At 40.9% G+C, this 26,873-nt stretch carries 17 protein-coding genes; 4 read left to right on the forward strand and 13 right to left on the reverse strand.

Annotated elements, in window-relative coordinates:
- Position 1: 1 nt before the first annotated feature.
- The 12 genes from AC07M3_RS09350 to AC07M3_RS09405 all read right to left on the reverse strand — a co-directional run bounded on the left by AC07M3_RS09350 (position 2) and on the right by AC07M3_RS09405 (position 15,186).
- The gene (locus tag AC07M3_RS09350) at positions 2–1,813 is read right to left on the reverse strand and encodes a monovalent cation/H+ antiporter subunit D (protein ID WP_494567142.1); all 1,812 of its coding nucleotides are present in this window, start codon (positions 1,811–1,813) and stop codon (positions 2–4) included.
- Positions 1,813–2,181, reverse strand: a complete 369-nt coding sequence (locus tag AC07M3_RS09355) for a Na+/H+ antiporter subunit C (RefSeq protein ID WP_005037171.1) — start codon at positions 2,179–2,181, stop codon at positions 1,813–1,815. Before AC07M3_RS09355 ends, AC07M3_RS09350 begins: the two co-directional genes overlap by 1 nt.
- The gene (locus AC07M3_RS09360; RefSeq protein WP_281836757.1) at positions 2,178–5,030 is read right to left on the reverse strand and encodes a monovalent cation/H+ antiporter subunit A; all 2,853 of its coding nucleotides are present in this window, start codon (positions 5,028–5,030) and stop codon (positions 2,178–2,180) included. Before AC07M3_RS09360 ends, AC07M3_RS09355 begins: the two co-directional genes overlap by 4 nt.
- 314 nt (positions 5,031–5,344) lie before the next feature.
- Positions 5,345–6,736 carry an AAA family ATPase gene (locus tag AC07M3_RS09365; RefSeq protein WP_494567143.1) on the reverse strand — a complete coding sequence of 464 codons (1,392 nt, stop codon included), beginning with the start codon at positions 6,734–6,736 and terminating at the stop codon, positions 5,345–5,347.
- A 23-nt stretch (positions 6,737–6,759) separates the two neighbouring features.
- The gene (locus AC07M3_RS09370) at positions 6,760–8,262 is read right to left on the reverse strand and encodes a UvrD-helicase domain-containing protein (protein ID WP_004640865.1); all 1,503 of its coding nucleotides are present in this window, start codon (positions 8,260–8,262) and stop codon (positions 6,760–6,762) included.
- Positions 8,263–8,271: 9 nt separating this feature from the next.
- The gene (hisIE, locus tag AC07M3_RS09375) at positions 8,272–9,045 is read right to left on the reverse strand and encodes a bifunctional phosphoribosyl-AMP cyclohydrolase/phosphoribosyl-ATP diphosphatase HisIE (RefSeq protein ID WP_494567144.1); all 774 of its coding nucleotides are present in this window, start codon (positions 9,043–9,045) and stop codon (positions 8,272–8,274) included.
- 162 nt (positions 9,046–9,207) lie between these two features.
- Positions 9,208–9,606: a VOC family protein gene (locus AC07M3_RS09380; RefSeq protein ID WP_494567145.1), complete on the reverse strand. Its 399-nt coding sequence runs from the start codon at positions 9,604–9,606 to the stop codon at positions 9,208–9,210.
- Positions 9,607–9,632: 26 nt separating this feature from the next.
- Positions 9,633–10,946 (reverse strand): FAD-dependent oxidoreductase, encoded by a 1,314-nt coding sequence (locus AC07M3_RS09385; RefSeq protein WP_494567146.1) that lies wholly within the window; start codon positions 10,944–10,946, stop codon positions 9,633–9,635.
- Positions 10,947–11,071: 125 nt separating this feature from the next.
- A complete protein-coding gene (locus tag AC07M3_RS09390; protein WP_151743568.1) occupies positions 11,072–12,691 on the reverse strand; it encodes an ABC1 kinase family protein in 1,620 nt (539 codons plus the stop codon).
- 12 nt (positions 12,692–12,703) lie between these two features.
- Positions 12,704–13,372 (reverse strand): ubiquinone biosynthesis accessory factor UbiJ, encoded by a 669-nt coding sequence (locus tag AC07M3_RS09395; RefSeq protein ID WP_494567147.1) that lies wholly within the window; start codon positions 13,370–13,372, stop codon positions 12,704–12,706.
- An 11-nt stretch (positions 13,373–13,383) separates the two neighbouring features.
- Positions 13,384–14,331 carry a bifunctional demethylmenaquinone methyltransferase/2-methoxy-6-polyprenyl-1,4-benzoquinol methylase UbiE gene (gene ubiE / locus AC07M3_RS09400; RefSeq protein WP_004640878.1) on the reverse strand — a complete coding sequence of 316 codons (948 nt, stop codon included), beginning with the start codon at positions 14,329–14,331 and terminating at the stop codon, positions 13,384–13,386.
- A gap of 147 nt (positions 14,332–14,478) precedes the next feature.
- Entirely contained in the window at positions 14,479–15,186 is a 708-nt protein-coding gene (locus AC07M3_RS09405; protein ID WP_494567148.1) for a DUF8198 family protein, read from the reverse strand.
- 209 nt (positions 15,187–15,395) lie between these two features.
- Between AC07M3_RS09405 and pap the strand changes: the two genes are divergently transcribed.
- The gene (gene pap, locus AC07M3_RS09410; RefSeq protein WP_494567149.1) at positions 15,396–16,814 is read left to right on the forward strand and encodes a polyphosphate:AMP phosphotransferase; all 1,419 of its coding nucleotides are present in this window, start codon (positions 15,396–15,398) and stop codon (positions 16,812–16,814) included.
- Positions 16,815–16,836: 22 nt separating this feature from the next.
- On the opposite strand, the gene AC07M3_RS09415 is transcribed toward pap, so the two are convergent.
- Entirely contained in the window at positions 16,837–17,343 is a 507-nt protein-coding gene (locus tag AC07M3_RS09415) for a hypothetical protein (RefSeq protein WP_005045071.1), read from the reverse strand.
- Between the two features lie 169 nt (positions 17,344–17,512).
- Here AC07M3_RS09415 and AC07M3_RS09420 point away from each other — a divergent pair, with 169 nt between their 5' ends.
- The 3 genes from AC07M3_RS09420 (at position 17,513) to recD (ending at position 26,710) form a co-directional block, all read left to right on the forward strand.
- Positions 17,513–21,148: an exodeoxyribonuclease V subunit gamma gene (locus AC07M3_RS09420; RefSeq protein WP_494567150.1), complete on the forward strand. Its 3,636-nt coding sequence runs from the start codon at positions 17,513–17,515 to the stop codon at positions 21,146–21,148.
- A gap of 3 nt (positions 21,149–21,151) precedes the next feature.
- On the forward strand, positions 21,152–24,850 hold the full coding sequence (locus AC07M3_RS09425) for a UvrD-helicase domain-containing protein (RefSeq protein ID WP_494567151.1): 3,699 nt from the start codon (positions 21,152–21,154) through the stop codon (positions 24,848–24,850).
- Between the two features lie 108 nt (positions 24,851–24,958).
- Positions 24,959–26,710 carry an exodeoxyribonuclease V subunit alpha gene (gene recD, locus AC07M3_RS09430; RefSeq protein ID WP_494567152.1) on the forward strand — a complete coding sequence of 584 codons (1,752 nt, stop codon included), beginning with the start codon at positions 24,959–24,961 and terminating at the stop codon, positions 26,708–26,710.
- Positions 26,711–26,873: the final 163 nt, after the last annotated feature.

A 26,873-nucleotide genomic window follows, 5' to 3' on the forward strand; every position in this document is an offset into this window, starting at 1 on the left:
GTTATGGCTCCATAGGTTTCAATTGACTTTCATCAATAATGGTAGGCGTTTGTAGTTTGTCCTGTTGCTGAATTTGTCGATGTTTATATTCTGAAATATGTTCACCATTGAAGGTATCTTTCGAAATAATATCAGGAATGAGGTAAGCATTATGATCTTCAACTTCACCCCCATATTTAGTTTCTGGTAGGTAAGCGGGATCAAATGGTTGCACGCTGATAAACTCACCATTTTGATCTACTTTAAGAATAGTACGTTGGTAAAGCGCATGGTCTTGGATCTGCTGGGCAGTACTTAATGTGTAATGCTGAATAGGTGCAGCAAATACGACATAAGCCATTAAGCCAGCAAGTAATACATAGATGACTTTATCATTGCGGGGTGGTGCTCGTTCTGGTAGGGCCTGATAAAGAATATAAGCAGGATGGATTGGATCTTGTTCAGGAGGTGTTGCTCGCCAGAACAAGATAAAACCAACACGTGTGAGAGCAATAATACTTAATAGGCTTACAACAAGCACAACACCAATAATCCAGCCTTGGTAGCTGGTTTCAACTGTCGCTTGCAAAATAAATACTTTTCCAAGGAAACCACTAAAAGGTGGTAAACCTGCGAGCATCATGGCAATCAAGAAATAAGTCAGCATAGCCGCTTTTTCTTGTTTGATTCTTGGAGCGACTTTTAAGTGATCTTTAAAATCTCCACGTTGTGAGGTTATCCATCCACAAAATAGATAAAAAGCTGCTCCAATCAGCGTACTGTGCACTAAGTAATATAATGCGCCAGACCATGCTTGTGTATTCGACATGGCAATTGCCGTGAGCAAGGTGCCAATTGAAGAAAGCACCATAAACCCGACAAAGCGACGTAATCGATCTGCTCCAATTGCTCCAATCACACCATAGAGTGATGTAATTAAACCAATCGGAAGTAACCAGCTTTTTAAGATTTCTTGGCTAAGCACATCGTCAAATACAGTTCCATTCACACGCAAAATCGAATATATACCGACCTTGGTCATAATGGTGAAAATTGCAGCCACAGGTGTACTTGCAACAGCATAAGTTTTTGGTAGCCAAAAACCTACAGGAAGCATGGCTGCTTTAATGCCAAACACGACAAATAAAAGTAAGGCACCTGCTACGGCTAATTTATGTTGATCTGCTTCGAGTGTGGGGATAAGACGTGAAACATCCACCATGTTGAGGCTACCCACACTACCATAAATCATACCAAGGCCAATTAAGAATAGGGCAGAGGCTAATAGATTGATAATGACGTAGTGAACACCCAGCTGAAAGCGTGGCTTGCCTTGCCCATGTAAAAGCAGAACATACGAAGCCATCAACAAGATTTCAAAAAAGACGAAAAGGTTAAATAAATCGCCTGTTAAAAATGCTCCGCAGATACCCATTAACAAGAAATGAACCATGGCATGAAAGTAGCGACCACGGGTATCCCAATTGTCGCTTGCATACCATAAAACCGGCACTGCTAATGCATAGGTCAGTACCAGCATAAAAGCAGAAAGACGATCTAATACGAGTACAATGCCAAACGGTGCTGACCATTCACTCAGTTGGTAAATGGTAATCTGGCCAGTGCTTGCAAAGCTCAAATATACAATTGCGGTAATTAATCCAGCAATTGCTGAAACAAGACTAATGCCACGACGCCATGGTTGTCGCCAGTCATCTTTTAAAGCACCAGCTCCAGGGTTGCCGAGCAGTAATAATATAAAAGCAGTAAATGCCGGGATGAGAATGCTAAAAATAGGCGCATGTTCTTGCCAGAAAGATAAAAAATCAAACATTACGGCTCATCCTCGCGTGGGTCGTATGTTGGAGAGATGTCTTCTTTAGCATCAACATGATCACTACCTGACTCATAACGGCTACGCAGCGCCAGTTGTACAATAAAAGCTGTGGTTGCAAAACCGATCACAATGGCTGTTAACACCAGCGCTTGAGGAAGTGGATCGGTTATTTTTGTTGTTTCGGTTAAAATTGCTTGTGAGCTGATTTGTAATCGGCCCATAGCAAATAAAAATAGGTTTACAGCATAGCCAATTACAGCTAATCCAAGTACGACAGGGAAAGTACGAGCACGTAAAATCAGATAAATACCTGTGGCAACAAGTAAACCAATAGCAGAAGCCAATAAGAATTCTAAACTGATCATGATGATTCCTCCCGATGTGGTACTACAGGACCAGACATACTTGAGTGGCGAGAGTCTCCCAATACAGAGATGAGCAACATCGTTGCACCAACAACGGTGATATAAACACCTAAGTCAAAACTTGCAGCTGAAGCCAAATGTAGTTTTCCTAAAATTGGTAATTCAACATACACGTGCGCGCTGGTGAGGAATGGGCGTAACCAGAACCATGCTGCTACACCAGTAAGCCCAGCAATTGTTAAACCTGAACCAATCCAGACTTCGTAAAGACGCCCTGATTTTGCTTTGAGTAATTGTTCAGTTTGGTCTTGACCTAGTGCAATATATTGGATGATTAGCGCCATTGAGGTAATTAGACCTGCAATGAAGCCACCGCCCGGATAGTTATGGCCGCGCATAAAGATATAAACACTCACGACAAGCGCTAATGGCAATACCCAAGAGGCTGTAATACGGAACATGAGCGGAGATGGATTAAAACGGTAGGTGAGGCCTTGGGTCATGGTTGTACCATGTACACGCATGCCATCCATGAGGCAAAGTGAACCAATAGCCGCAATTCCTAGTACCGTAATTTCACCAAAGGTATCGAAACCACGGAAGTCAACTAAAATGACATTTACAATATTTGAACCACCACCGAGTGGTAAAGATTGCTGGGCAAAGAACCATGAAATCGAATTGTGATCACGGGTTAAAATCAGCCACGTAATCCAGCCTATTCCTAAGCCTCCAACAATAGCTAAAGCGGCATCTCTTAAACGTCTTGAGCGAAGAGACTCATAAGGCGTTAGCTGTGGAAGTAAAGATAAACTCATTAATAAAAGAACAGTGGTTACAACATCCACAGTAATTTGAGTCAATGCCAAATCTGGAGCTGACATGGTGACAAATACCATCGTTACAACCAGACCAATTGCACCACTAATGAGGACTGCCTTAATACGCTCATGGTGGAACCAGAGCATCATCCAGCAACCCGAGAATAAGGTTAGCCAGAGAACGATGGCAATCCATGGAGCATGAGTGAGTTCACGTGTGCCTGTAGTAAGCCCTTGATTAAGTAGCGGCATGGTGACCATGATGATGCTAAAAGCAATGATCAAGAACAAGTAACTTTGCAATGAGCCATTTTCAGTTTTTTGTTTGATTTTTCGGCTGGTGAGCAACAGATGTTTTAAAAATAAATCAAATAAAATACGGCCTTGTAACCTGCCAAGACGTGGGTCAAGGTCAATTTTACGAATCATGCCATCTTTTGCCAAAGCAAAATAGAAGAGTGAACCGCCCACTAACGCAATAATACTCATAATGAGAGGAGCATTGAATCCGTGCCAGATTGCAAGATGAGTTCCTGCAAATTCTGGTTGCATCAAGCTTGCTCTCGTTACGCTATTGACCAGTGGTTCTACCAATAAAGAAGGTAGAATTCCAACCAAGATACATAGCACAGCAAGAAGAATGGCTGGCGAACGCATGCCGATCGGGGGTTCATGTGCATTTTTATTTGGAACTTGTTTACCAATTGGGCCATCAAAAAATACGCCGTGCACTAAGCGAATTGAATAACTTACTGCAAAAATACCAGCCAGAGTTGCAATAATGCTGGCAAAGATAACAGTTGAACCTGAAAGATTCGCCAATAGCTCGGTAAAGAACATCTCTTTAGAAATAAAGCCATTGGTGAGTGGTACCCCTGCCATAGACGCAGCGGTGATCATGGTTAATGTGGCTGTAAAAGGAAGTAATTGCCAAATACCACTGAGTTTTCGAAGATCACGTGTACCAGTTTCATGATCAATAATCCCTGCAAGCATGAAGAGCGCTGCTTTAAATGTCGCATGGTTAATAATATGAAAAATGGCAGCAGCAACTGCTAAAGGCGAACCGATGCCTAGCAAACAGACAATAAGCCCTAAATGGCTAATTGTTGAATACGCCAGTAGCCCTTTTAAGTCTTCTTTGAAAATGGCAAAACATGCTGCCATACAAAGTGTAAATAGGCCGACAAACGTCACGATATTGTGATAGATCGCAGCCCCTACAAAAATTGGCAGTAAGCGCGCAAGTAGAAAGATCCCGGCTTTTACCATGGTTGCAGAGTGTAGGTAGGCAGACACCGGAGTGGGCGCAGCCATTGCATTGGGTAACCAAAAATGAAATGGAAACTGAGCACTCTTTGTAAATGCACCAAGCAAAATAAGCAATAACATTGGAATAAATAGAGAATGGGCTTGAATGGCATCTTTCATGCCCATGATGTCATTAATTTCATAGGTTCCAGTGATTTGTCCTAATAGAACAAATCCACCCAATAACGCCAAACCGCCCATCCCTGTAATGGTGAGTGCCATTCGAGAGCCGCGTTGAGCAGCTTCATAATGACTCCAATAACCCACTAATAAAAAAGATGAAATACTGGTGAGCTCCCAAAAGACTAATAAAATAATAAGATTATTAGAGAGCGAAATACCCAGCATTGCTGCCATAAACAGCATGAGTAAAGCATATAGTTTGCTTAAAGAATTTTTAGGGCCAAGATAGTAGTAGGCGTATATATAAATGAGTGTACCGATACCGGTAATAAGTAGAGAGAATAGTAAACCAAGAGCATCGAGTCTGAAGCTTAGATTAATTCCTAATTGAGGTAACCAATCCCAGCTCTGTTGAATGCTTGCACCACCAAGCACAGTTTTTGCTTGAGCCAGTAATAAACCAAAACTGGTTAAACTGACTCCGATTGCCCCTAAAGCCGTTACTCCACGTGAGAACCGTTGAAGCAATGAAACAAGGGTGGTGCCTAATATTAACGGTAATAAGATAATTATCGGTAGCACACTCGTATCCATATGTGATTTAGGCCGAGACCTAAAAGTGAAATTTTAATTTCAGAACAGATAGGAATTCAAAGAGATTTCCAAGGCTTGTATTCTGAAAAGCCCAACCAAATTAGAAAATAAAGCGAGAAACAAGTTGTATTGCGCAACTTGAAGAATAAAAACGCAAAATGAAATTTATTGTACACTAAAAAAGCAGTAAAAATCTGATGTTATTACATGTAGTAACAACATCTAGTGATTTTAGAGCCTAAAAATCCTGCTTAAACTCTATATTGTGTGAAGCCGAATTTCATTATAAAAATAGAGTAAATAGGTCATAAAATTTAAACAGAAGGGCTTTCTTCTGGTGTGTCTCCAGCATGAATCATGCGGAGCAATTCATTTTTTTGTTGCTCATTTAGATTTTGGATTTGCTGAAATAAAACACCAATTTGTGCTGGAGATGGTGTTGGATCAATTAAGCTAAGAGGTTGTGCCTCTATAGACTGCGTTAATGGTTCGCTTCTTTGCAGCAATGTATAGATGTTTTCAAGCTGTTGCTTAGTTGTATTTAAATCAAGATGGCTAATTTTACCATTTTCTAATTTTAAACATTGATAGTTGGAAGCATGTTCAAGTAATTCCTCACGACTTCCTGTTGCAATAATTTGTAAGCGTGGGAATGCCTGATGAAGCCGATTCAAGATTTCTGTGCAATGTGTGGAGTCGAGCTGTGCATCAATCTGATCAATCAATAAAACCCCGTCACCTTCGAGGCAAGGATTTAAACTTAAGGGATTAAGTAAACAGAGTCTACGCGCTACATCGCCTACCAACGCAATCCAAGTTTTTGTGGTGTTGGAAAGCTGCTGAAACGGCAGGGTTTGACCTTCATAGTCAACCATGAGCTGGAGCCGAGGTTGATATTGCAAATATAGATCTTTCAGTTCAGGCAAAACAATATTTAATGCATTTTTAAGTGCATAGAGATTCGGAGAGGTGAGCTGTTTAGGCTGCCCAGATAACTCTTTTTGAAGCTCATTTAATAGTTCTGTTTGATCTTGCTGATCTGATTGTTTGGAAATAATACGTTGTACGAGATGTGCAGCTTGAGCATTTTCGATATCGCTAATTTCGCGTAGCCATTCAAAAAAACGGGTAAATGTTGTAAATGGCAGTGGGCTAATGTCATAGGCTGAAATGGATTGGGTAATGCCGGGTAAATTTTTATTCAGCAGATTAATATCATTTACAAATCGCTCGGCTGGGTAGTAAGCGACTAAGGGCAGTCCTTGTAGTGGATCTTTTTTTGTGACTTGTTGATAAAGGGCCATAGTTTGATCAAGTTGCTGCGTTTCAACTTGGCTTATCCCAATACCACTTGAATTTAGAGTTTTAAAAAGTTTCCAGCTACATAGTGAAGAATCCACCTGTTGGGCAGAGGTAGATTCTGGTAAATGACCAATTTCTGCTGGAATTTGAATGGTCACTTCGATTCTTGATTGTAGGCGCGACTGAGTAATGTCTTGATCAGGCATGACAATACCAGGGCTACGTAAATCTTTAAGACGGGCAGGGAACCAAGTTAAAGCATGGTAAGTATGTTTGAGTAACATACTTTTACCAGTTGCTTGTTCACCTAAAATTAAGGTAATAGGCTGTTTTTCATATTGAAACTGTATTTTAAGATCTTGAAATAAAGCAATATGTTTAAATTGGATCGATTCAAGTTTCATAGGCTCACCTAAGTATGAGCGCTTCAACCAACCGATTGACGAAGACTTAAAGGCGCCCTTAGTTTTAATTGTTGTATCAGATCATAAAGATGATGAATATTTAGACTTACTTTAGCACGAGTACAGGCAACGTAAAGTAATCTTAACTCTTCATCTGTAATCTTGTGTTCTAAGCCATTAATTTTAAATTGATAGTCATCTTCAATATGAACACGGTTCCATTCTAACCCTTTAGCTTTGTGGGCTGTAGAGATGACATAATCAGCTTGCTCAATGGGTGTAATCTTTGCAAGTGCTTTCTTTAATGGGTCAGTGCCGTGATCATCAACCAATTTAACCAAAGGTTTAATGTCACTACCTTCATTGGTTTCACAGTATTCATGAACATCATGCCATGAATTGAACCATGCTAACTCAGGAACATCGGTGACACGTTTGCCTTGTTTCAAGAGGCTTGCAGCATCTACAAAACGGTTTAGTTTTTGATGGTCTGCTTGCAAACTCACTTTATCGCCATGAACTAATCCTGCCAACAAAAGTTCCATTGCACGGGCATTGGTGCGGCATAAAATTGCGTCACGCATTTTAGTGTGAGGTTTATTAACTACACTTGATTTCTGGTTCGGATTGCCAAGTAGAGGAACAGTCTCATTTAAGCCGCCCAGCAAAGCATTGGCAACGTCAGCAATCGTTTCCCCAAAACGAAAAGACGTGGTTAGACGAGATTCAGGTAATGGTAATTGCTGCATAGCATTAATCGCACCACGCCATGCATAAATTTGCTGATGAGCATCGCCAACATAAATGACCTGCGTATTTTTTTGTCGAAGCAAAATACCCAGCATTAAAGGGTCGGCATCTTGTGCTTCATCAAATAACACATAATCACTAGGAATGTTCGGTTCAGATAATGCCCAAAGTTTAAGGTAAATATCATGGCCAATTCCGGCTTGATGATTCGGGTCAATTGACTCTAGCCAACGACGTTCCACAGCAGGATAAAGATGCTTTTGTAATTCGATAATATCATCTGGATGTAACCAATTCGGTGCTTGAATATGGCGAGGTGCAGGGTATTGAGAACTCGTTGAACAGAAGTAACCCACCGCATTTGCGACAAGACTTGCTAGTCGGCTTGGCATTAAGACATATTTCTCGTAACGCCCACCCATCATTCGTCGTAAAGTAATCGGCTCTAGTCGATATTCTTTAGCAATAAAACTTGGACTTAAGCGCGGTAGACGTAATTTGTCAGTTACACCACGGGGCACACTACGAAAGGCAAGTGAGTGAAAAGTACGGCAGTCCACATTACGATGAAATTTGTTTTGAGCTTCACCAGCAATCGCTTTGTTAAATGCCAAATACATACCGCGCCGCTCAGGCATGGCATCGCTAATCATTTGTAAAGTAGTGGTTTTACCTGTACCTGCATAGGCAATCACTTTAAATGATTGCCCAAGACGTGCGTTGTCTATGGCAATCGCTTGCTCATAGGTAGCTTTAGGTTTTTCAATATTCGACACTGAGTGATTTTATACCTTGTTACGGTTAGCTTTTTCAACTAAACCAGATAAACCCTGACGACGAGCTAATTCGTCAATAATAAGTTGTGGATTAAGATCGAAATAACCCAACATGACAATAGTATGGAACCACAAATCCGCTGTTTCATAAACGAGATCGTTTAAGTGAGCTTCTGAATCTTGAACTGCAAAATCTTTAGCAGCAATAATGGTTTCTACACTTTCTTCGCCGACTTTTTCTAAAATTTTATTGATGCCTTTTTTATAGAGGCTGGCAACATAAGAAGTATCTGCTTTCGCTTGCTTCCGCTCTTGCATCAATTGACCTAAATGAGCAAGTACATCAACCTGTTCAGTGGTGTGGGCGTGATCGTGAGCTTCTGTTTTAGCATTTTCACCGTAAATTGCAGTAGGGTCTTTTAACTGTGCATCGACAATTTCCCAGCCCTGTGGGGTAAGTTTACGGTAGAAACAAGACTCACGACCTGTATGGCATGCAATACCGCCGTGTTGTTCAATTTGTAACACAATGACATCGGCATCGCAGTCCAGACGAATTTCATAAACTGTTTGGAAATGGCCTGATTCTTCACCCTTGTGCCAGAGTTTTTGGCGAGAGCGAGAGAAGTAAACGGCCTGATTTTTTTCCGCTGTTAACGCGAGTGCTTCACGGTTCATCCACGCCACCATCAAAATGCGTCCGGTTTGATGATGTTGAGCAATGGCAGGGATAAGACCTTGTTCGTTAAATTTTACTTCATCGAGCCATTGCGTGTTATTCATGAGGAATCACCAAAGAAATATGAACTATAAATTGATTTAAGTCAGATGCTAAAAAATAGCTTGTATAGTGTACGGCATGAACGTCACTTTGCGGAAAAATTCTTTACGCTTTTTCTCTGTGTCAGGCTAACAAACAGCTTACTCTCATTACTTGTCAGTACGTTATTTAGATATTTCTGAAGTGAGAATATTGGAAATCTCAATCAAATTTTGATCTGGATCACGTATATAAACTGAGAGAATAGGGTGCATTGCACCAGTACGTTCAACGGGGCCTTCTTCAATTTGAATATTTAACTGATCAAGGTGTCCAACCACTTCTGAAATAGGAGTATCTGAAATAAAACACAGATCAGCAGATCCAGGAGTCGGTTGTAATGCCTTAGGTTCAAATTCATTGCCTAGTTGATGCAAATTAATTTTTTGATGCCCAAACTTTAAAGCTTTTCTGTCACCTTTAAACGTAATGACCTCAAACCCTAATACTGTTTGATAGAAATTACAGGTGTTTTCAATATCTGCAACGGTTAAAACGAGATGATCAAGGTGGCTGATTTTCATATATAACTCGCTATTCTTTTGTGAGGTTAATAGTCGGGAAGAGATTCACTTTTTGAATTAAGTACATTTTCTTTTTCGCAATATTGAGCAATTTTCTGATAATCAAGTTGTTGAAATGGACCTGTTTTTAAGCCAGAAACTGTGATTGCCATTTCTTTTCGAAAATAAGGGATCTGATACATCCAAGGGAAAACGAGATCTCTTACACCTCCCGCCCACCAATGGTCAGATTGATAAAGTGGTGTTAATAAGCGACTGAGGAATTGATAAAACTGGGTGGAAGAGCAGCGATGTTGATGATAGTGCTGCCAGAGGAGTGACCAGTTAATATTTTGGTTCTTTTGGGCAAGTTGCAATGATTGAGAAAAAGCCCAAGCATCCAGTAAAGCCATATTTGCGCCTTGTCCCAGTTGAGGGCTCATAGCATGAGCAGCATCACCAATAACACCAATTCGGCCTTGCCCAAATTGAGTCATCACCACATCACGGTATTGGGCAGATAGCCATTTAGGTTGAATTTGATTGTTGTACAAAATCTGTTTTAACCATTCTGCTACATCAGGCCAGCGCTCTGAAACTTGGTTTAACCAAGTCTGTTTTGACTGCTCATCTTTCAAAAATGTAGGTAATTGTGCAGTAGGCAGGCTCCAAAATACACTCGCAAGTCGTTGCTCGGGTGCAGAAGGGATTGCCCCTGTAGGTAAAATCCCCATCATGATTTTGGAGCGATCATAAAATTGATGCAGAATTTGGGGATTCAGTGCTAAACATTCAGGCACGATACTCCAAGCAGCACCCCATGGATAAGCTTGATCGACTTTTACCCATGCTTTTGGTCGCAATTGACTACGAGCGCCATTGGCAATTAAGACCGCATCAAAGCAATCATCAAACTTTTGGTTGTGATTAAAGCCAAAGACCCTAATTTCATTAGGGTGTTCTTCAAGTCTTTCAATTGTGTGGTTCAGACGCCAAGTAATGTGACTTGAATATTGAGAAAGTTTTTGAGTAAGAACGTGACATAAAGTAGAACGGTGAATACCTAAACCATAAAGATTTGTTGAAGCTTCATGATAGTGACTATTTACTAAAAGGCGTTTATCAGGAAGTTGCCCTTCTAAACCTGTGACTTTTGCACCTAGTGTTAAGGCTTCATCAAGTACACCAAGATGCTCAAATACGGCTAACCCTGCAGGTTGGAGTAAAAGACCTGCACCTACCGGAGATAATTCATCAACTTGTTCAAAAATAGTCACATTATTGCCTTCGCGGGCGAGCAAAATCGCAGTTGCTAAACCTGCTGTACCAGCACCGATAATGGCAAAATGAGGTGTTTTCATTGTTTATTCTTTTGAAGTATTTATAGGTTCAATTTAACAATGAACTTATCAGTGATCTAGAAAATTTTTTTAAAATTAAATTATTGTCATAGAAAAATCCCTTGCGATTGCAAGGGATTTAGAATTTATTTCAATATACGCCAAAGCGCTAATAAGCTACTCAGCACAATCAAAATAACCGAAACAAACCAAGGACTAATAATAGCGATGGTGAGCAAAATCAGCATAGTACTGCCGAACATCCAACTGCGGCGTTGTTGATGTTCCATTTGCAAACGAAGTTGCTGCATTTCGCGTAACTGACGGTCTTGCCAAGCAGACTGATTTTTTAAACCATTTAAACTATCAACAATTAAGCTTGGGAAATCTTGAGCACCTAAAAGCAGGTCAGGTAGTTGCTGCCCTAACTCTTTTATATTTTTGACTGGGTTCATGTTGGCTTTGACCCATTCAGTCAAAATTGGTTTTGCCAATTTCCAGATGTCGAGCTGCGGATAAAGATCGGTCCCTAGGCCTTCAACATGCACTAAAGTCTTTAGCAACAACATGAGTTGCGGTGGAATCTCTAAATGGAAGCGACGGGCAATATCCATCACTTGAATTAAGATGCCAGCAAAATCAAGTTGATCCATCGGTTTAGACACCATTGGTCCAACGGTGCGACGCATTTCACGCGATAGCGCGTCTTGGTCTGTACCCGGTGGAATCCAGCCAGCTTGGTGCACAATTTGAATGAGCTGCATAAAGTTGCTGTTCATTACAGCAAGCAACATGCGGGCAATCGTCATCTGGTCATGCTTAGATAACTCGCCCATAATTGCACAGTCCAACGCAATAAAGCGTGGATTGCTTGGGTTAATTGTTTCTACAAAGACATTGCCGGGGTGCATATCGGCATGGAAAAAGTTATCGCGGAATACTTGCGTGAAGAAAATGGTTAATCCTTTTTCTGCAAGTTGTGCGCGGTCCATGCCTAGACGGTCAAAAGTCGCCGTATCTGAAATAGGAACACCTGTAATACGCTCTGCCACCATGACATCTTTGGTGTCCATGTAGACTTCAGGCACATACATCATGGTTGAGCCAGTAAAATAATGGCGCATACGACGGGTGTTATCTGCCTCAATACTCAAGTCCAGCTCATTTAAGATAATCTGGCGATAGTCTTGAATAATTTCGCTTAAATGCAACGCACGCGCAGCTTCAAGGCGGCTTTCTAGTGTGTTGCCTAACCACGCCAAAATTTCAAAGTCTTGCAAAATTTGGTTGCGAATGTCAGGACGAGTCACTTTAATAACGACTTCACGACCATCATGCAAAGCAGCAGTATGAACTTGTGCAATTGACGCAGCAGCTAATGGCTGATCATCAAAGCGAGCAAACAAGGTATTTACGTCAGCTTTTAACGAATCTTGAATACGTTGTTTGGCAACATTGCTATCAAAAGGTTTTACCTGATCTTGAAGTAAGACCAATTGAGCGAGTATTTCAGGTGGAATCAAATCACGTCGGGTTGACAGTAATTGCCCAAGCTTAATTGCAAGCGGCCCCATCTCTTCCAAAGCTTCTTTGAGCTTTAAAGGATTTTTACGTTCACGACTAGACCATGCGGCTGGGTGCATTTTAATAACACTTAATGCACGTTGAGCTTTAACTGGTAATTCATCCGCAGGGAACAACGTATCGAGTCTATAGTGCGCTGCAATACGCCAAAGTTCGAGTAAACGTGAAACGTGCGGAATCATATACAGTCTTACCTAGTCTTGAGAGGGTTGTAGTTGTGCGTTGAGTTGCTGCAATCTTGCTTCTAGACGGTCAATGTCTTGATTAAGCTTGCGCGTTGCTTGGCTTAAATCGTCCATTTCCCAGCGAGGGGCAAATAGACCGCTATCTTCTTTTAATGCATCTTCAGCAAAAAATAGATGACTTTGAAGAGAGCGTTTTAAATGTTTTGGTGCAAGCTGAATCTTGCCAATTTCGTGGGCAAGTTGAGGACCCACCCATCTTGATAAGTGCGCAGCTAAATCTGGTTCAGCTTGTTGCATGATTTTTTGAATATCCTGTAACAGGTGATAATCACCTTGCAATGGGATATTGCCAATCTGATCTGGATCGCTGACCAATAGTTTGATCAGCTCAATGACATCTTTAACATGCAAAGTTGCTGTAGCTTCAGAAATTTTGAACTGCTCATCAAAAGGGCGTTGTTCAAAAATAGAAGGCTTTTCACTATGCCCTGTTGCGGTAGGTTCAAGACGTACTTTTTCTTGATCAAAGAATACATCAACAGAAAGTTGCGGACTGTTGATTACGACACGCAACATTTTGCCCTGTAACTGATTAAGCTGAATGCGAGTAACCGCATCAAGATCGATCAGATGATGAATGATACGTTCGACTGCACCGAGTGCCAGAATCGACCACATATCGTTAACCCTTACAGTTTGAAGCCACGGTGAACGGCAACGATACCAGCAGTAAGGTTGTGATAGTCACAGTTCTGGAAGCCAGCATTTTCCATCATACCTTTTAAGGTGCGTTGGTCTGGATGCATACGAATTGATTCAGCCAAATACTTATAACTCTCTGAATCATTGGCAACTAATTTACCCATAATCGGTAAAGCAGTGAATGAGTAGAGGTCATAAAGTTTTGAGAATGGCTCAAATACAGGCTTAGAAAATTCAAGAATAAGCAAACGACCGCCTGGCTTTAACACACGGAACATAGAAGCAAGTGCTGCATCTTTATCAGTCACGTTACGTAAGCCAAAACTAATGGTGAGTAGATCAAAGCTGTTATCTGCAAAAGGTTCTAACGTTTCTGCATTGGCAAGTACGAAGTCGACATTGGTACAGCCTGCATCAATCAAACGGTCACGGCCTACATTGAGCATAGATTCGTTAATGTCTGAAAGAACGACATGGCCTTGAGGACCAACTTCACGGCTGAATACTTTCGCTAAATCGCCTGTACCACCAGCAATGTCCAACACATGTTGACCACGGCGTACACCTGACATGTTGATTGCAAAGCGTTTCCAAAGGCGGTGAATACCAAATGACATCAAGTCATTCATCAAGTCATATTTGCTTGCAACCGAATGGAAAACTTCTGCAACTTTTTGAGCTTTATCTTCAGTTTTAACAGTCGAGAAACCAAAGTGTGTGGTTTCTCCCACGTTGCCAGTATTGCCAGCACCACGTGGTAAATTGTATTTCGGTACAGAACCGTTAACCGGTGTATCAGTTAAGGTTTGTTGTAAAGTTTGTTGTTGCCCTTGAGGGGTACCTTGCGGTAAAGGTGAGCTTAGGAAAGGGCTAACTTTGTCTGAACTTTGTGCCTGCTCAGTTGGAGATGTTGGCTTTTGGTTTTCGTTAGACATATTGTCTCTCCTAGACTCAAACTCAAGTGAAACGGAATAAGTTCTGCATGATGACAGATTTTGTCTATTTTTACAGGCATCATCATGCAAATATAATGAATAAAATCTCAACTTCGTAAGGTTGATTTTTTCTCTGTGCCGACCTTATCACACTCTAAACGGATTCGGATGCCCTGAATGTACATTTTCAATAATCTGGCGTTCTTTTTCAGTAAAAGTCTTGATAAACGTCTCGGCTGATTTTAACGGTTTCATCGCGCTAAAACCATCTTGGATAAAATCATACATCAATTCGAAGTGATATTTTTGGGCAATGCCTTTACACATTTTAAAGGCCGTAAACATCATAAATGAGCGCATATATTTATCGAGTGCTGTACCTAAATCATCAAGAAGAGCAAGTTGTTGATAACGAGCTTCTGCCTGATCAAGTTTGGTTAGGGTTAAGCGCATGATTTCATCGGTTAATACCGTGTCAGCCGGATAATCCTCAAGAAGCTGTATCGCCACTTGTTCATCAAGCTGAGTGGCAAGCACCGCCAAACTTACCGATTTAGTTCCAGTTTTAATCGCATTCTCAGGCAATACTTTTTCGGCTTTATGTGCATATTTCAATAGGCGTTCAATTTGCGTTGCAAGGGCATCAAACTCTGGACCACCATATAAACGATTTAAAAAATACTCTGCCATCAGTTTATGTTCAGGCAAGTTGAAAAATTCATGATGTGTATCTTTCATCCGCTCTTTTAGCCATGTTTGTACATCTTGCAAACGTTGGGCAAGCACCGGATTGTCGTGATAATTAAATGTTTTATATTGTTGTAAAAGTTCATCAAAAGCAGCGAGTTTAGACATGTAAGACTCTAATATTGGGCTATTTACAAAAAATCATAAGAGGCATTGTAACCTTGTACTATGGCGAGAAGATGTAAAAAAAATGATTCATGCGTCAATTTTTAGATGGAATTTGGACGCAATGACATAATTTGTATAGCAATTCATCATTTAACCGCATAAGTTGAATATCAACGAAATTAAACAATAAATGATTAGAGTCGTGGACTATGAGTGAACAACAACCAAAATTTGAAATTCGAGATGAAGAACAACTTTCAGTCGATTTGATTGAAGCACAATATGCTCTAAAAGAAAGTCGAGGGAAGCCGAATGCTAAAAGTACACTCATTTTAATGAGTGGTATTGAACTGGCTGGAAAAGGGGAAGCCGTTAAGCAGCTTCGCGAGTGGTTAGACCCAAGATATTTAAGAGTAAAAGCAGATGCACCACGTGTGCTGACAGATACAGAAGCATTTTGGCAATCTTATTCGGAGTTTATTCCTACTGAAGGTCAAATTGTGGTGATGTTTGGCAATTGGTATAGTGATTTGCTTGTTACGGCAACGCATGTGTCTGAACCTTTAGATGAGACGCGATTTGATGCTTACGTTGAAAGTATGCGGGCATTTGAACAAGATTTAAAAAATAACTATGTTGATGTGGTCAAAGTCTGGTTCGATCTTTCATGGAAATCACTGCAAAAACGTTTAGACAAAATTGATCCGTCAGAGCAACATTGGCATAAGCTCCACGGCTTAGACTGGCGTAATAAAAAACAATATGACACTTTGCAAAAGTTACGCCGCCGTTTTACCGATGATTGGTACATTATTGATGGCGAAGATGAAACACAACGCGATCAGTTTTTTGCTCAATACCTTTTGCAACACATGCGTCAACTTCCTGACCATGAAACTGAAGTTAAAGGAAAATGGCAACAAGCTAAAATTCCAGAGAGTTTATTAAAACCTTCTAATGAGCCACTTGAAAAAGCTGAATATAAAAAAGAGCTCGATAAACTAAGCAAAAAAATTGCTGATGCAATGCGTTTTGATAAACGCAATGTCGTGATTGCTTTTGAGGGAATGGATGCTGCTGGTAAAGGCGGTGCAATTAAACGAATTGTTAAAAATCTAGACCCGCGTGAATATGATATTCACTGTATTGGAGCACCTGAACGGTACGAGGCACGTCATCCTTATTTATGGCGTTTTTGGAACCGTATTAATGAGGCTGAAAAAATCACGATCTTTGATCGGACATGGTATGGGCGAGTACTCGTTGAACGTGTTGAAGGTTTTGCTTCGCCTTTAGAGTGGCAGCGTGCCTATGATGAAATTAATCGTTTTGAAAAAGATTTATTTGATAGTCAAACAATTGTGGTAAAAATTTGGCTGGCAATTAGTAAAGATGAACAAGAGCAACGTTTTAAGGCCAGAGAAGAGACACCGCATAAACGCTTTAAAATTACCGCAGAAGATTGGCGTAATCGTGATAAGTGGGATGACTATTTAAAAGCGGCAGCAGATATGTTTGAGCGAACCAGTACTGAGTATGCGCCTTGGTATATTGTCGCAACTGATGATAAATATACTGCACGTCTAGAAGTATTAAGGGCAGTTTTAAAACAGCTGAGAGCAGATTAAGCTCTCAGCCATAAGGTATCTACTAATTTACAATAGTGGTACGGCTTTTTTGCTGAATACGTTTTGCAAGATTGTAACTGTCATTCAGGTGAGTTTCTGCTATTTTTTTCATCATGAAATAGCCTAAACTTGCTGCTACAATTTGTCCGCCTAGCGGTATAAATTTAGTCACCTGTTTCGTTACGATTTTGCCCAAAAAACCATTAAATGTTTTTTTAACAGTAGTACGCGCCACTACAAAACCTGAAAATTCAAAACCGCGTTTACGTAATTCATCCCAATGAATTGTTTTAGTTTTTGGGTCGTAAACACTAACGTGCTCAGGTGCTAAGCCAAAACGGGAATTGATATCTGGAATAAGGTACGACAAAATTCCCAAATCTATCACCACGTCTAAAAAAGGAATGGGTACAATTGCCGCTCCTGCTGAGACGTAAGCTCTTTTTTTGATGAGGTCATGACACTCATCGCGAATTTGTTCCAGATTTAGGCTAGGATCAATATAGTCAGGAATGTTATCAATTTTCATAATGTCTACCTGTGTAAGTTTCTTGATGGCGTCATTTAAACCAAGTGTAAGTGACACCTAAAGTTAAATTATGCTGTGTTTAAACCAACGTGACATAGTCAGATTCAGTTGTATAGTAATGAATGTTTATGATTTTGTGCATAAATTATGCAAGCAGGATATGAAATAAATGGGGATTCATGTTATTCAAAGCCAACGTATTGATGTGTTGTTGCAAGGTGTATTAGCGTCTACATCGCAAACTTCAACGCATCCTTTACAGGTTTTGAAAACACAGCATTTTGTTGTTCCAAGTCCTGCGGTTGAGCAGTGGCTAATACAGAAACTTGCAGAACAACAAGGCATGAGTGCCAATTACCAGTTTCATCAACGGGTACGAGGTTTCCAGTGGTATGCCTATCAGCAAGTTTTAACTGCCCATAAAGAACAGGTTCGTAAAGCGAACATCCCCCGTTTAATTTTTAAATGGCGGGTCCATCAGGCTTTGTATGAATTTATACAATCTGATGCAATTAGCATAGATATCTCACATCCTCTCCATTCTATTGTTCAGCGCATTTATGACAGCGCAGACCGACTTGAGAAAGGCATAGATAAACAACTAAAAAAACAAAAAATGCTGTATTGGGTAGCGGAGCAGGTTGCCGATCTATTTAGTAACTACATGATTTATCGTGGACAGTGTCAGCGTGGTTGTGAAAATAGTTGTACGTGTCCAGAGAACTGGTTGGCTGCTTGGGGGCAAGGGCGAGCGCTCGATATTGAAAAATATATTGTGCAAAAAGACGAAGAGGTTACTGCTTTTGCATTGCATCAAACTCAAGAGTTAGAACGTTGGCAGCGGTGGTTGTGGCAGCAACATTTTCATGATGACTTTTTGCAGATGCAGCAAATTGATGCGCTGTTTTGGCAAGAAATCGAACATTCAGATCGCAGTAAATGGGCTATTTCAAGATTACCTCATCAGGTGGTGATCTTTACATTATTGGATTTACCGCCAAGCCAGTTACAGTTCTTGCGCCGTTTAGGGCAATATATTGATGTGCTAATTTTGCACTATAACCCTTCGCAAGAATATTGGGCAGATAGCGTCGATCCACTGTGGAAACAGCGTTATGACTTAGGGGTGAAAGAGCGCTTTATTGCGAAAAACCCTAAGGCAACGGATGCTGAAATTAGCGATTTCTTTAATAAATTTACACTCAACTTTAATGCTGAGGCACGTGAGTCCAGACATCCACTGTTAACAAGATTGGGTAAACAAGCCCGCGACCACTTTTCGCTATTATCAAATTTATCTACGGGTGAAGAGGGTAAATGGGTTGATGCTTTTGTGGATGATTTCCCTGAAAATTTACTCGGTAAAGTTCAATCCGATATTTTGCATTTGGTGGAACCCCAAGCTAAGCAATATGAGCTTGCTCCAGACGATGACTCTATTCAGATCCATGTTTGCCATTCTACTTTACGTCAGCTTGAAGTACTAAAAGAGCAATTGATTGGTTGGTTGGCCCAAACATATGAGCAGCCGCGTCGTCCAAATGATATTTTGGTTTTAGTTCCTAATTTGACCGACATAGAGCCTTTAATTCGGAGTGTATTTCCTGCAACTGCCACTGAGCAGGGTGTGCATTTACCAGTTAAAATTGCAGGAGTTGCCTCACTCGATGCATTAAATGCTTGGCGTGCCGTGATTGGACGTATTCAGCTCATGCAAGGACGTTTTAGCTTTGATGATTTTGCTGACTGGTTAAGCTTGCATGCGTCTCAGCAACGATACGAACTTGAATATGTTCAGGTTGAGCGAATTTTAAATTTACTTGCCGATGCAGGGTTTAAACGAGGGCTTGATGCAGAGCATCTCAAGCGCAGTTTGTGTGAGGGTGATGACGATTATCGATATAGCTTTAAATTTGCTTTAGAGCGATTGGCGCTTGGTATTGCTGTGCCTGTACATGAGACATTTAATCAGGTGCTGAGTTATGCCAAAGTTCAACCCGGTGATTTTGAATTGATTGGTACACTCATTCAGATTTATCAAGATTTGAATGAGCGCCGTGATTGGTTAACTCTACATGAACAGGGGCAAGTCTATACGGTTGAATATTGGCTCCAAGTACTGGGTAAAGATATTGTCGAATTTGAGCAGGTGGGTGTTGCTGCTTTAAAAGCTGTTCGGGAAATTGTCAAAAAACAAGAACGAATGTTGACGCTCGCAAGCTATTACGCAGAGACAGAAACAGGAACTTTGCGCAAAATTACGTTGCCTTTGCCTTATATTATTGAAGAAATTCAACGGACCTTAGAAAGCCAAAGTGCACAAGCGGAACCGACTGGGCAGATTACCTTTGCCCAAATTGGACACATTCGGCCATTACCTTATCGCTTAATGGTCATGTTAAATCTTGATGCAGGGCAATTCCCAAACCGTGATACACACGTTCCATTTGATTTGATGGATGCATTGCGTCAACAGTTAGGCGACCGCTCTCGTCTTGAAGATGATCAGGGTGCTTTTTTAGATGCTTTATTATTAGCCCAAGAAAATTTATGGCTGTTTTATAACGGGTTTGATGTGAACGATGGCGAGGTGAGAGAACCTTCCAGTATTCTTCAAGAGTTCCGTGAACACCTTGCCTTGATTGTAAAAGCCGAAGACGATGTACCTGAAAATGTAGTTGTTGAAGGGATCGAGATCCCAGTTCAGTTAAAACAACTGTATCACCTCCATCATTTACAGCCTTTCGATCCGAAAGGTTTTTCTGTAGAAAAAAGTGGTGTTCGTTACCAAGATCATTGGTTTAAGGTTGCTTCACAAATTCAGCAAGTCTCAGGAAATCGTCAACCTTGGGCGAATACGACCTATCCGCTGCAAGCCCCTGAGATGTTGGTTTTAGATAGCCAGCAATGGATACAGGATGTGACGTTCCCCGCACGACTATATTTGAAAACCTTGGGTGTCGAAAACTTAGGAAGTGTCGGACTGCTCGACCAAAATGAACCCTTATTACTAGATGGTTTAGGTCGTTATGCAATTCGACATTTTTTACAGCAATCGGATCAACAAGCACAACCTGAGGTATTACTTGATCAATTGCCTGTTGGTAAAGTCAAATATAGCGCGTGGCAGCAAGGTGTTTTTGAACAAGAATGTTTGCTTGAACGCCTCCATCATTATGCACCAGCGGTAACTGAAACGACCCAGCGAGTTTGGCGAATTGCTAAACAGCTTCATATGAATATTACTGTTCCAAAGTCTGAAACTCAGGATTGGGTCAGTATGGAACCTTCAAGCGCGCGGGCAAAAAGACGTGCGAAAGTCTGGTTAGAATACCTACTCTGGTTGGCTTATCTTAATGAGGGAAATGCAGGAGCTGAAAAACGCCGTATTGTGATTTTTAGTGATCAAACCGTGATTTGTAGTGGAGTGAGTTCTGAACAGGCTCGGCAATATTTACAACCATGGTTTAAAATCTGGCGTTACGCACAACAACAACCACTAGTTTTGCCAGCAGCCTTATTATTAAAACCACTAGAAAAAGCCAAAGCATATCAGTGGGAAACAGTAAATCAGGCAGAAAAAGCAAAACTGGATGAGAAGAGCTATGCTGAGCTGTTAAAATACTGGAATGAAACAGGGTCATTTACCACGATGGATATGACTCAAAATGAAGCTTGTAAGCTGCATAAAGACTGGAGCTTTATTTTACAAGAACAAGATGCGCAAGCTTTGCTTCAACATGCTTGCGATGAATTTGCGTATGATCTGTATCATCCAGTTTTTCAATTTCAACATTCGGAGTAAGACATGAACTCAAGAGTACAGGTGTCTTATCAACCTATTATTGATATTGATTTTAGTGGATTACACTTAATTGAAGCTTCAGCAGGTACAGGAAAAACTTATACTTTATCGAGCTTGATGGTCCGTATTTTTCTTGAAAAATACTTACCTCGACAAGTGATTGCGACCACGTTTACCCGTGCTGCCGCTGCTGAGTTAAAAAGTCGTATTCGTGCCCGCTTGGTCGAAACGTATCGTTACTTAGAGACCAAGCGCAGTTTTACAGAACACGAATTAATTACGCAGGCCGAGCAAGAGCCTGATTTGTTACTCCAACACATTTTAAAAAGCTTTGCGACGCGTATTGCCTATGCGTGTGAGCGTTTAAAACTGGTTATAGATCAGTTAGACGAGCTATTTGTTGGAACACTCGATAGCTTTAGCCAAAAACTATTACGTGAGTTTGCTTTTGAGAGTGGCAAAATTGAACGTGCTCAAATTACCGACGATGCAAAAACCTATAGCCGACAACTCATTCATGATGTTTTACGTGAATGGATACAGTCTCAGCCTCAAACCGTGATTGATGCTTTGTATCTGGCAGGTGAACTCAAGAGTGTAGATAGTTTTGTCAAATTAGTAGAAGACTCGCTTAATTTTAGTTCTGCACATTTTAAACTTCCCGCAAAACCCACTATTCAATTTGAACAACTTGCACAGCTCAAACAGCTAGCGACAGAAATTGACTTAAGCCTTTTAGAGCACTATTACCAGCTCGATGGCGAACATTATAAGCATGTGAGCGGTACGGTATTTCGAAACGGCGCTTTTAATAAATTATTTAGTGAATGTTTACCGCAGATACTGCAAGTTTTAACGCAAAGCGACAGTATTTTAGTTTTTGATGGATCGCTATCAGCACAGCGTGAACTTGTTTTTAAGTTTTTAGGTCAAATTGCCGATCAGAAAGTTTTTAAAAAATGTCCGGCCGAAATTTCAGATGGATTCTATCAACACCCTACAGTTCAGCAGATCCAGCAACTCTTTAGCCTGCTTAAAAACTATGCTGAGCAGTTCGACCAGCTTCATATTTATTTGAAGGCCTATTTGTGTGTCGAAGTTAAAAAACGACTACCGCAGGTTTTACAAAATAAAGGCGAAACGACCTTTTCTCAGCAAATCCGTACACTGTCTGATGCTTTAAAAGGCGAGCAGGGGCAACGTTTTGCAGTATTTGTTCAGGCGCGCTATCCCTTAATTTTGGTCGATGAGTTTCAGGACACTAACCAAGATCAAGACGATATGCTGGCTAGTATTTGGCGTCATCCGCAGCGCTATCAAAAAGGCTGCATGATTATGGTGGGTGACCGAAAACAGGCAATTTACGGTTTCCGTGGTGGGGATATGCTCACCTTCCTAAATGCCTATAAAGATATTCAAGCCAAACATGGGCGCGAATATAAGTTAATTCATAACCACCGTTCGGTAGCCGATCTGGTTGAAGTTGTTGATGCGTTATTTCAACGGCAAATCGATTTTGGTGAACAGGTTCAATATGACCCAATTCGGGCAGGGACTCGGCCTCATCCTGCGCTGATTGAACACAACAATAATAATCCTCATCCTTTGCGCTGGCTGATGCTTAAAGATAAAGGAACAGAGGCTCAGCAAGTTGCATGGAAGATTCGGGATTTACTCAACCGTTCTCATGAGGGTCATTTATATTTTCAAAAAGATTCTCAGACTCAAACCTTAAACGAAGATGATATTGCGGTATTGTCTCGTAATCATGATGGGCTTGATAAAGTTCAATATGAGCTAGAGCGTTTAGGCATTCGGGTTAATCGTCCATCGAAACGAAGTGTTTTTGATTGCACGATTGCTCAAGACGTCGGTGCTTTATTGACAGCAATACTTCATCCTTATGATGAGGCTAAAGTGAAACGCGCTTTAATTAGCCGCCTGTTTGCCATGGACTTGAAGCAACTAATGCAACTTGAGCAGACAGCAGAAGGCTTAAGTCAGTTCATGACTGGTTTTGATAGCATTAGAGAGCTGTGGTCTAGTCAGGGCTTTTTAGTTGCATGGCAACAATGTTTAAGCCAGTTTGATATCTGGCAAAATTTGGTGGCTGCTCAAAGTAAAGATAATGAACGGGTTGTGGTGAACTTGCGTCATTTAACTGAAATTTTGAGTCAGCACAGTGAGAAATACTCAGGGGCACAAAACCTTTATCATTGGTATCTCAAACAGTTGCGTTCTCCTCTTGATCGTGATTGGGAGCTGGAACGTAAATTGTCGAGTGAAGCTGGCGTTCAGCTCATGACAATTCACCAGTCAAAAGGACTGGAGTTTAAGATTGTTTTTTTGTTGGGGGCAGACAAGCCGTTTCGAGAAAATAATAAAACTCTGAATTTTTCCACCCAAGATGTAGTCCAGCCAGACTCAAGTCAGATGTTAACTCAACGTGTAGTTGCCATTGCTGACAAGACATATTTGAATGAAATTGAACTTAAGCAGCATGAAGAAAGAGCGCTCGCTGAACAGAATCGCCTTTGGTATGTGGCTTTAACGCGAGCAAGCCACCGCGTGTATGCCATTTTACAAGATGCTGATGCTAAATCAGTTTCAGGCTTAGCTTTCTGGAAAAATAGGAATGAGCCTTTTCAGCACCATTGCTGTACAGATGAAATGGTTTTGGAGCAGATGCCTCAAGCAATTCATTTAGCTAAGCAAACCAGTATTATTGAACTACAAGCACAACGGTTTCCTGAACAACGTTTTTATTCTCGTGGTAAAACCAGTTTCAGTTACTTGGCGCAGCATTTAAAACATAAGGTTGGCACAGATTTATTGGCGAGTCAGAGCAATGATGCTGTATTAGCAGAAGATGAGTTAGACTTAATTAACACTGCTGAAGCAAGCAGTGCTCAGCCGATTGACTGGATAAAGAGTAACTTTCCGCGAGGAACGCTTGCTGGTAATTTCCTGCATGAAATTTTTGAGCATATCGATTTTCAATGTTCAGATGACTGGGTCATAGAAATACGTCGTCGTTTTAAAAATGACTATAGTAGTCTCTGGCTAGATTTAATCAGTAAATATAAAGAGAGCTTTCCAGAGGAAGAAGACGCCGAGAATCTGCTTTATCAGTCAGTTGCACAGTGGTTGCAAGATGTTTTACGAACGCCACTCTATCAGGGCTTCCGATTGAACCAACTCCAACCAGAGCAGCATTTGTCGGAGTTTCCTTTTTATTTGGCATTGTCGGATCGGGTTTTAGCCATGACTCGTGTTCAGCAGCTCTTTGCTGAATATGGCCTAAATATGCCGGAGCTACTTGAAGCGCGTTCGGCCCGTTATCTCAATGGTTCTATCGATTTGGTTTATTTTGATGGACAGCGCTATCACATTGCCGATTATAAAAGTAATTATTTAGGAGAAGATCTTGCAGATTATCGTAGCGATAACATTGCACAAAGCATGTCTTTGGCAAGCTACTGGCTACAGGCAGGTCTATACTTGGTGGCATTACATCGCTATTTGCAAGTCAAAATGCAGGATTACCAAATTGAGCAACATTTAGGTGGGGCGACTTATCTTTATTTGCGTGGCATGAATGGTGAAGCAGAGCAGGGGTATTATTACTGGCAACCTAGTATTGAGTTTATTCTGCGTCTTGATGCCATTTTGGGGTATTTTGCTGAGGATAAAATCGCATGAAAAATGCTGATAAGTTAGGTAATTCTAAGATTAACAAATATTTGGCATGTGGATAAACCTGTCTACAACCATGTGGACAAGCGTGTGGAAAACTAGGTGGATAAGTGTGTGGACAATCTAAATAGCCCTGAACAAGCTGATTTAAGCTGGTTAACAACGTGGAGTAACTTCTTAAATCAGGCTCCATTTACTGAGCAATCACAAGTGCCAGATACCGCTTCTTATTTGCAGCAGCTTATTGAAGCTAGCTTGCAAGGTGATAGCTGTATCGATGTCAGTCCAGAGCAAATTGCAGCACTTGGTCAACTTGCTATATCAGCCGATCAAGCGACTTCAAAAGTTGCACCATGCGTCTACGATGAGCAGGGGTTGGCATTATACCGATATTGGCACCTAGAGCAACGCCTTGCAGAACAAATTTGTCGATTAAAGCAACAATTAATTCAGCCTGTATCTTGTGATGACTATATAAGCTTACTCACAGACCCTCATCAGCAGGCAGCTTTACAAATGGTTGCTCGGCAGAGCCTCAGTATTATTACGGGTGGGCCGGGTACAGGTAAGACCTATACACTTGCACGTATTATTGCTGTACTTAGCCAAGCAATTCCGCATATTCGTGTGGCGATGGCTGCTCCAACGGGTAAAGCGGCACAGCGCATGCAAGAAGCGCTACAAAACTCATTTAATGACCCTAAATTGCTTGAGTCTGGATTAATCAGTGAAGAGCTCAGAAATCAGGGAACACAAACGATTCATCGGTTGTTGGGAATGGGGCATGGGCAAATTCCTCGGTTTAATCAAAAACAACCGCTTCCTTACGATGTGATTGTGGTGGATGAGGCCTCCATGCTGGATTTAAATCTAGCCACTCTTCTGTTCGAAGCTGTGCCAGAGTCTTGTCGAATTATTTTATTAGGAGATGCAAATCAGCTCGCTTCCGTCGATGTAGGGGCAGTACTTGCTGATTTGCAACAAATACAGGCACTAGCAGACAACAGAGTACAATTACAAACCAGTCGTCGTTTCGCTGAAGGGGCGTTGATTGGGCAAGTTGCTAAATTTATTCAGGCACAAACCTATCAACAAAATCATGAAGTGGTTTTGCAGCAGTTTGAGATTGATATTGTTGAGGTTTCTGAATTAAAGCCTATAGTTTTACAAAATGACATGCCAGATGTGGTTCAGCTTGAGTATTTACCGGAAGGGAATCACACAGAAGTCGAAATTTATTATCAGAAACTCATGTTAGGTTTCCAAGGCTATGTAAAGAGCCTAAAAAATTATTTAAAAGAAGAACGCTCGATTGAACAGGTTCAAAACGTAGTAAGAGCATTCGATGACTACCGTATTTTAACGGCGGTCCGTCATGGCCCATTTGGCTTACAACAGTTAAACCAGTATGCGCAGCGCTGGTTACAACAACAGTTATCAATAGTTACAGTGGGTGGATGGTATGTAGGTCGTCCGGTGATGATGACTTATAACGACTATCAACTTGGTATTTCAAATGGAGATATTGGCCTGTGTTTTGAGCATAGAACTCAGCCACAGCAATTTGAAGTATATTTTCCAAGTTTAAATAAGTGGGTGGCGGCAAACCGATTACCTAAAAGTATTCAAAGTGCATTTGCTTTAACAATTCATAAGTCGCAAGGATCTGAATTTACACACACTGCTGTGGTTCTTGATCAGGCTGCAAAGAATTTATTAAGCCAAGAGCTCATTTACACTGCGATTACACGAGCTAAAAAAGTAGTGAGTCTTTTGGTTCATCCAGAAGCTTTAGTTCAGGCATTTACAGTTCGTACTACACGAAAAAGTGGTTTAGTTCAGAAAGTTAATCGGTTAGTTCGTTAAGACAAACTTAATATTTTTACCCTTGTAAGAAAAAGCTTACATAGATTCGAGATATTTGCTGCTAGAGTACACCCCACGTTTTTGAGATTATAAACACACAACGAGCTTGGCACGGAATGTCGGGCAAAATCGCACAATAATAATAGCTTAAGTCGAGAGACTG

Source organism: Acinetobacter sp. GW821-FHT09D10 (assembly GCF_059416285.1).

What these genes read in the sequence shown, in the direction of transcription:
- AC07M3_RS09350 (WP_494567142.1), bottom strand. Translation starts at nt 1,813, where the DNA reads ATGTTTGATTTTTTATCTTTCTGGCAAGAACATGCGCCTATTTTTAGC.
- AC07M3_RS09355 (WP_005037171.1), bottom strand. Translation starts at nt 2,181, where the DNA reads ATGATCAGTTTAGAATTCTTATTGGCTTCTGCTATTGGTTTACTTGTT.
- AC07M3_RS09360 (WP_281836757.1), bottom strand. Translation starts at nt 5,030, where the DNA reads ATGGATACGAGTGTGCTACCGATAATTATCTTATTACCGTTAATATTA.
- AC07M3_RS09365 (WP_494567143.1), bottom strand. Translation starts at nt 6,736, where the DNA reads ATGAAACTTGAATCGATCCAATTTAAACATATTGCTTTATTTCAAGAT.
- hisIE (WP_494567144.1), bottom strand. Translation starts at nt 9,045, where the DNA reads ATGAATAACACGCAATGGCTCGATGAAGTAAAATTTAACGAACAAGGT.
- AC07M3_RS09380 (WP_494567145.1), bottom strand. Translation starts at nt 9,606, where the DNA reads ATGAAAATCAGCCACCTTGATCATCTCGTTTTAACCGTTGCAGATATT.
- AC07M3_RS09385 (WP_494567146.1), bottom strand. Translation starts at nt 10,946, where the DNA reads ATGAAAACACCTCATTTTGCCATTATCGGTGCTGGTACAGCAGGTTTA.
- AC07M3_RS09390 (WP_151743568.1), bottom strand. Translation starts at nt 12,691, where the DNA reads ATGATTCCGCACGTTTCACGTTTACTCGAACTTTGGCGTATTGCAGCG.
- AC07M3_RS09395 (WP_494567147.1), bottom strand. Translation starts at nt 13,372, where the DNA reads ATGTGGTCGATTCTGGCACTCGGTGCAGTCGAACGTATCATTCATCAT.
- ubiE (WP_004640878.1), bottom strand. Translation starts at nt 14,331, where the DNA reads ATGTCTAACGAAAACCAAAAGCCAACATCTCCAACTGAGCAGGCACAA.
- AC07M3_RS09405 (WP_494567148.1), bottom strand. Translation starts at nt 15,186, where the DNA reads ATGTCTAAACTCGCTGCTTTTGATGAACTTTTACAACAATATAAAACA.
- pap (WP_494567149.1), top strand. Translation starts at nt 15,396, where the DNA reads ATGAGTGAACAACAACCAAAATTTGAAATTCGAGATGAAGAACAACTT.
- AC07M3_RS09415 (WP_005045071.1), bottom strand. Translation starts at nt 17,343, where the DNA reads ATGAAAATTGATAACATTCCTGACTATATTGATCCTAGCCTAAATCTG.
- AC07M3_RS09420 (WP_494567150.1), top strand. Translation starts at nt 17,513, where the DNA reads ATGGGGATTCATGTTATTCAAAGCCAACGTATTGATGTGTTGTTGCAA.
- AC07M3_RS09425 (WP_494567151.1), top strand. Translation starts at nt 21,152, where the DNA reads ATGAACTCAAGAGTACAGGTGTCTTATCAACCTATTATTGATATTGAT.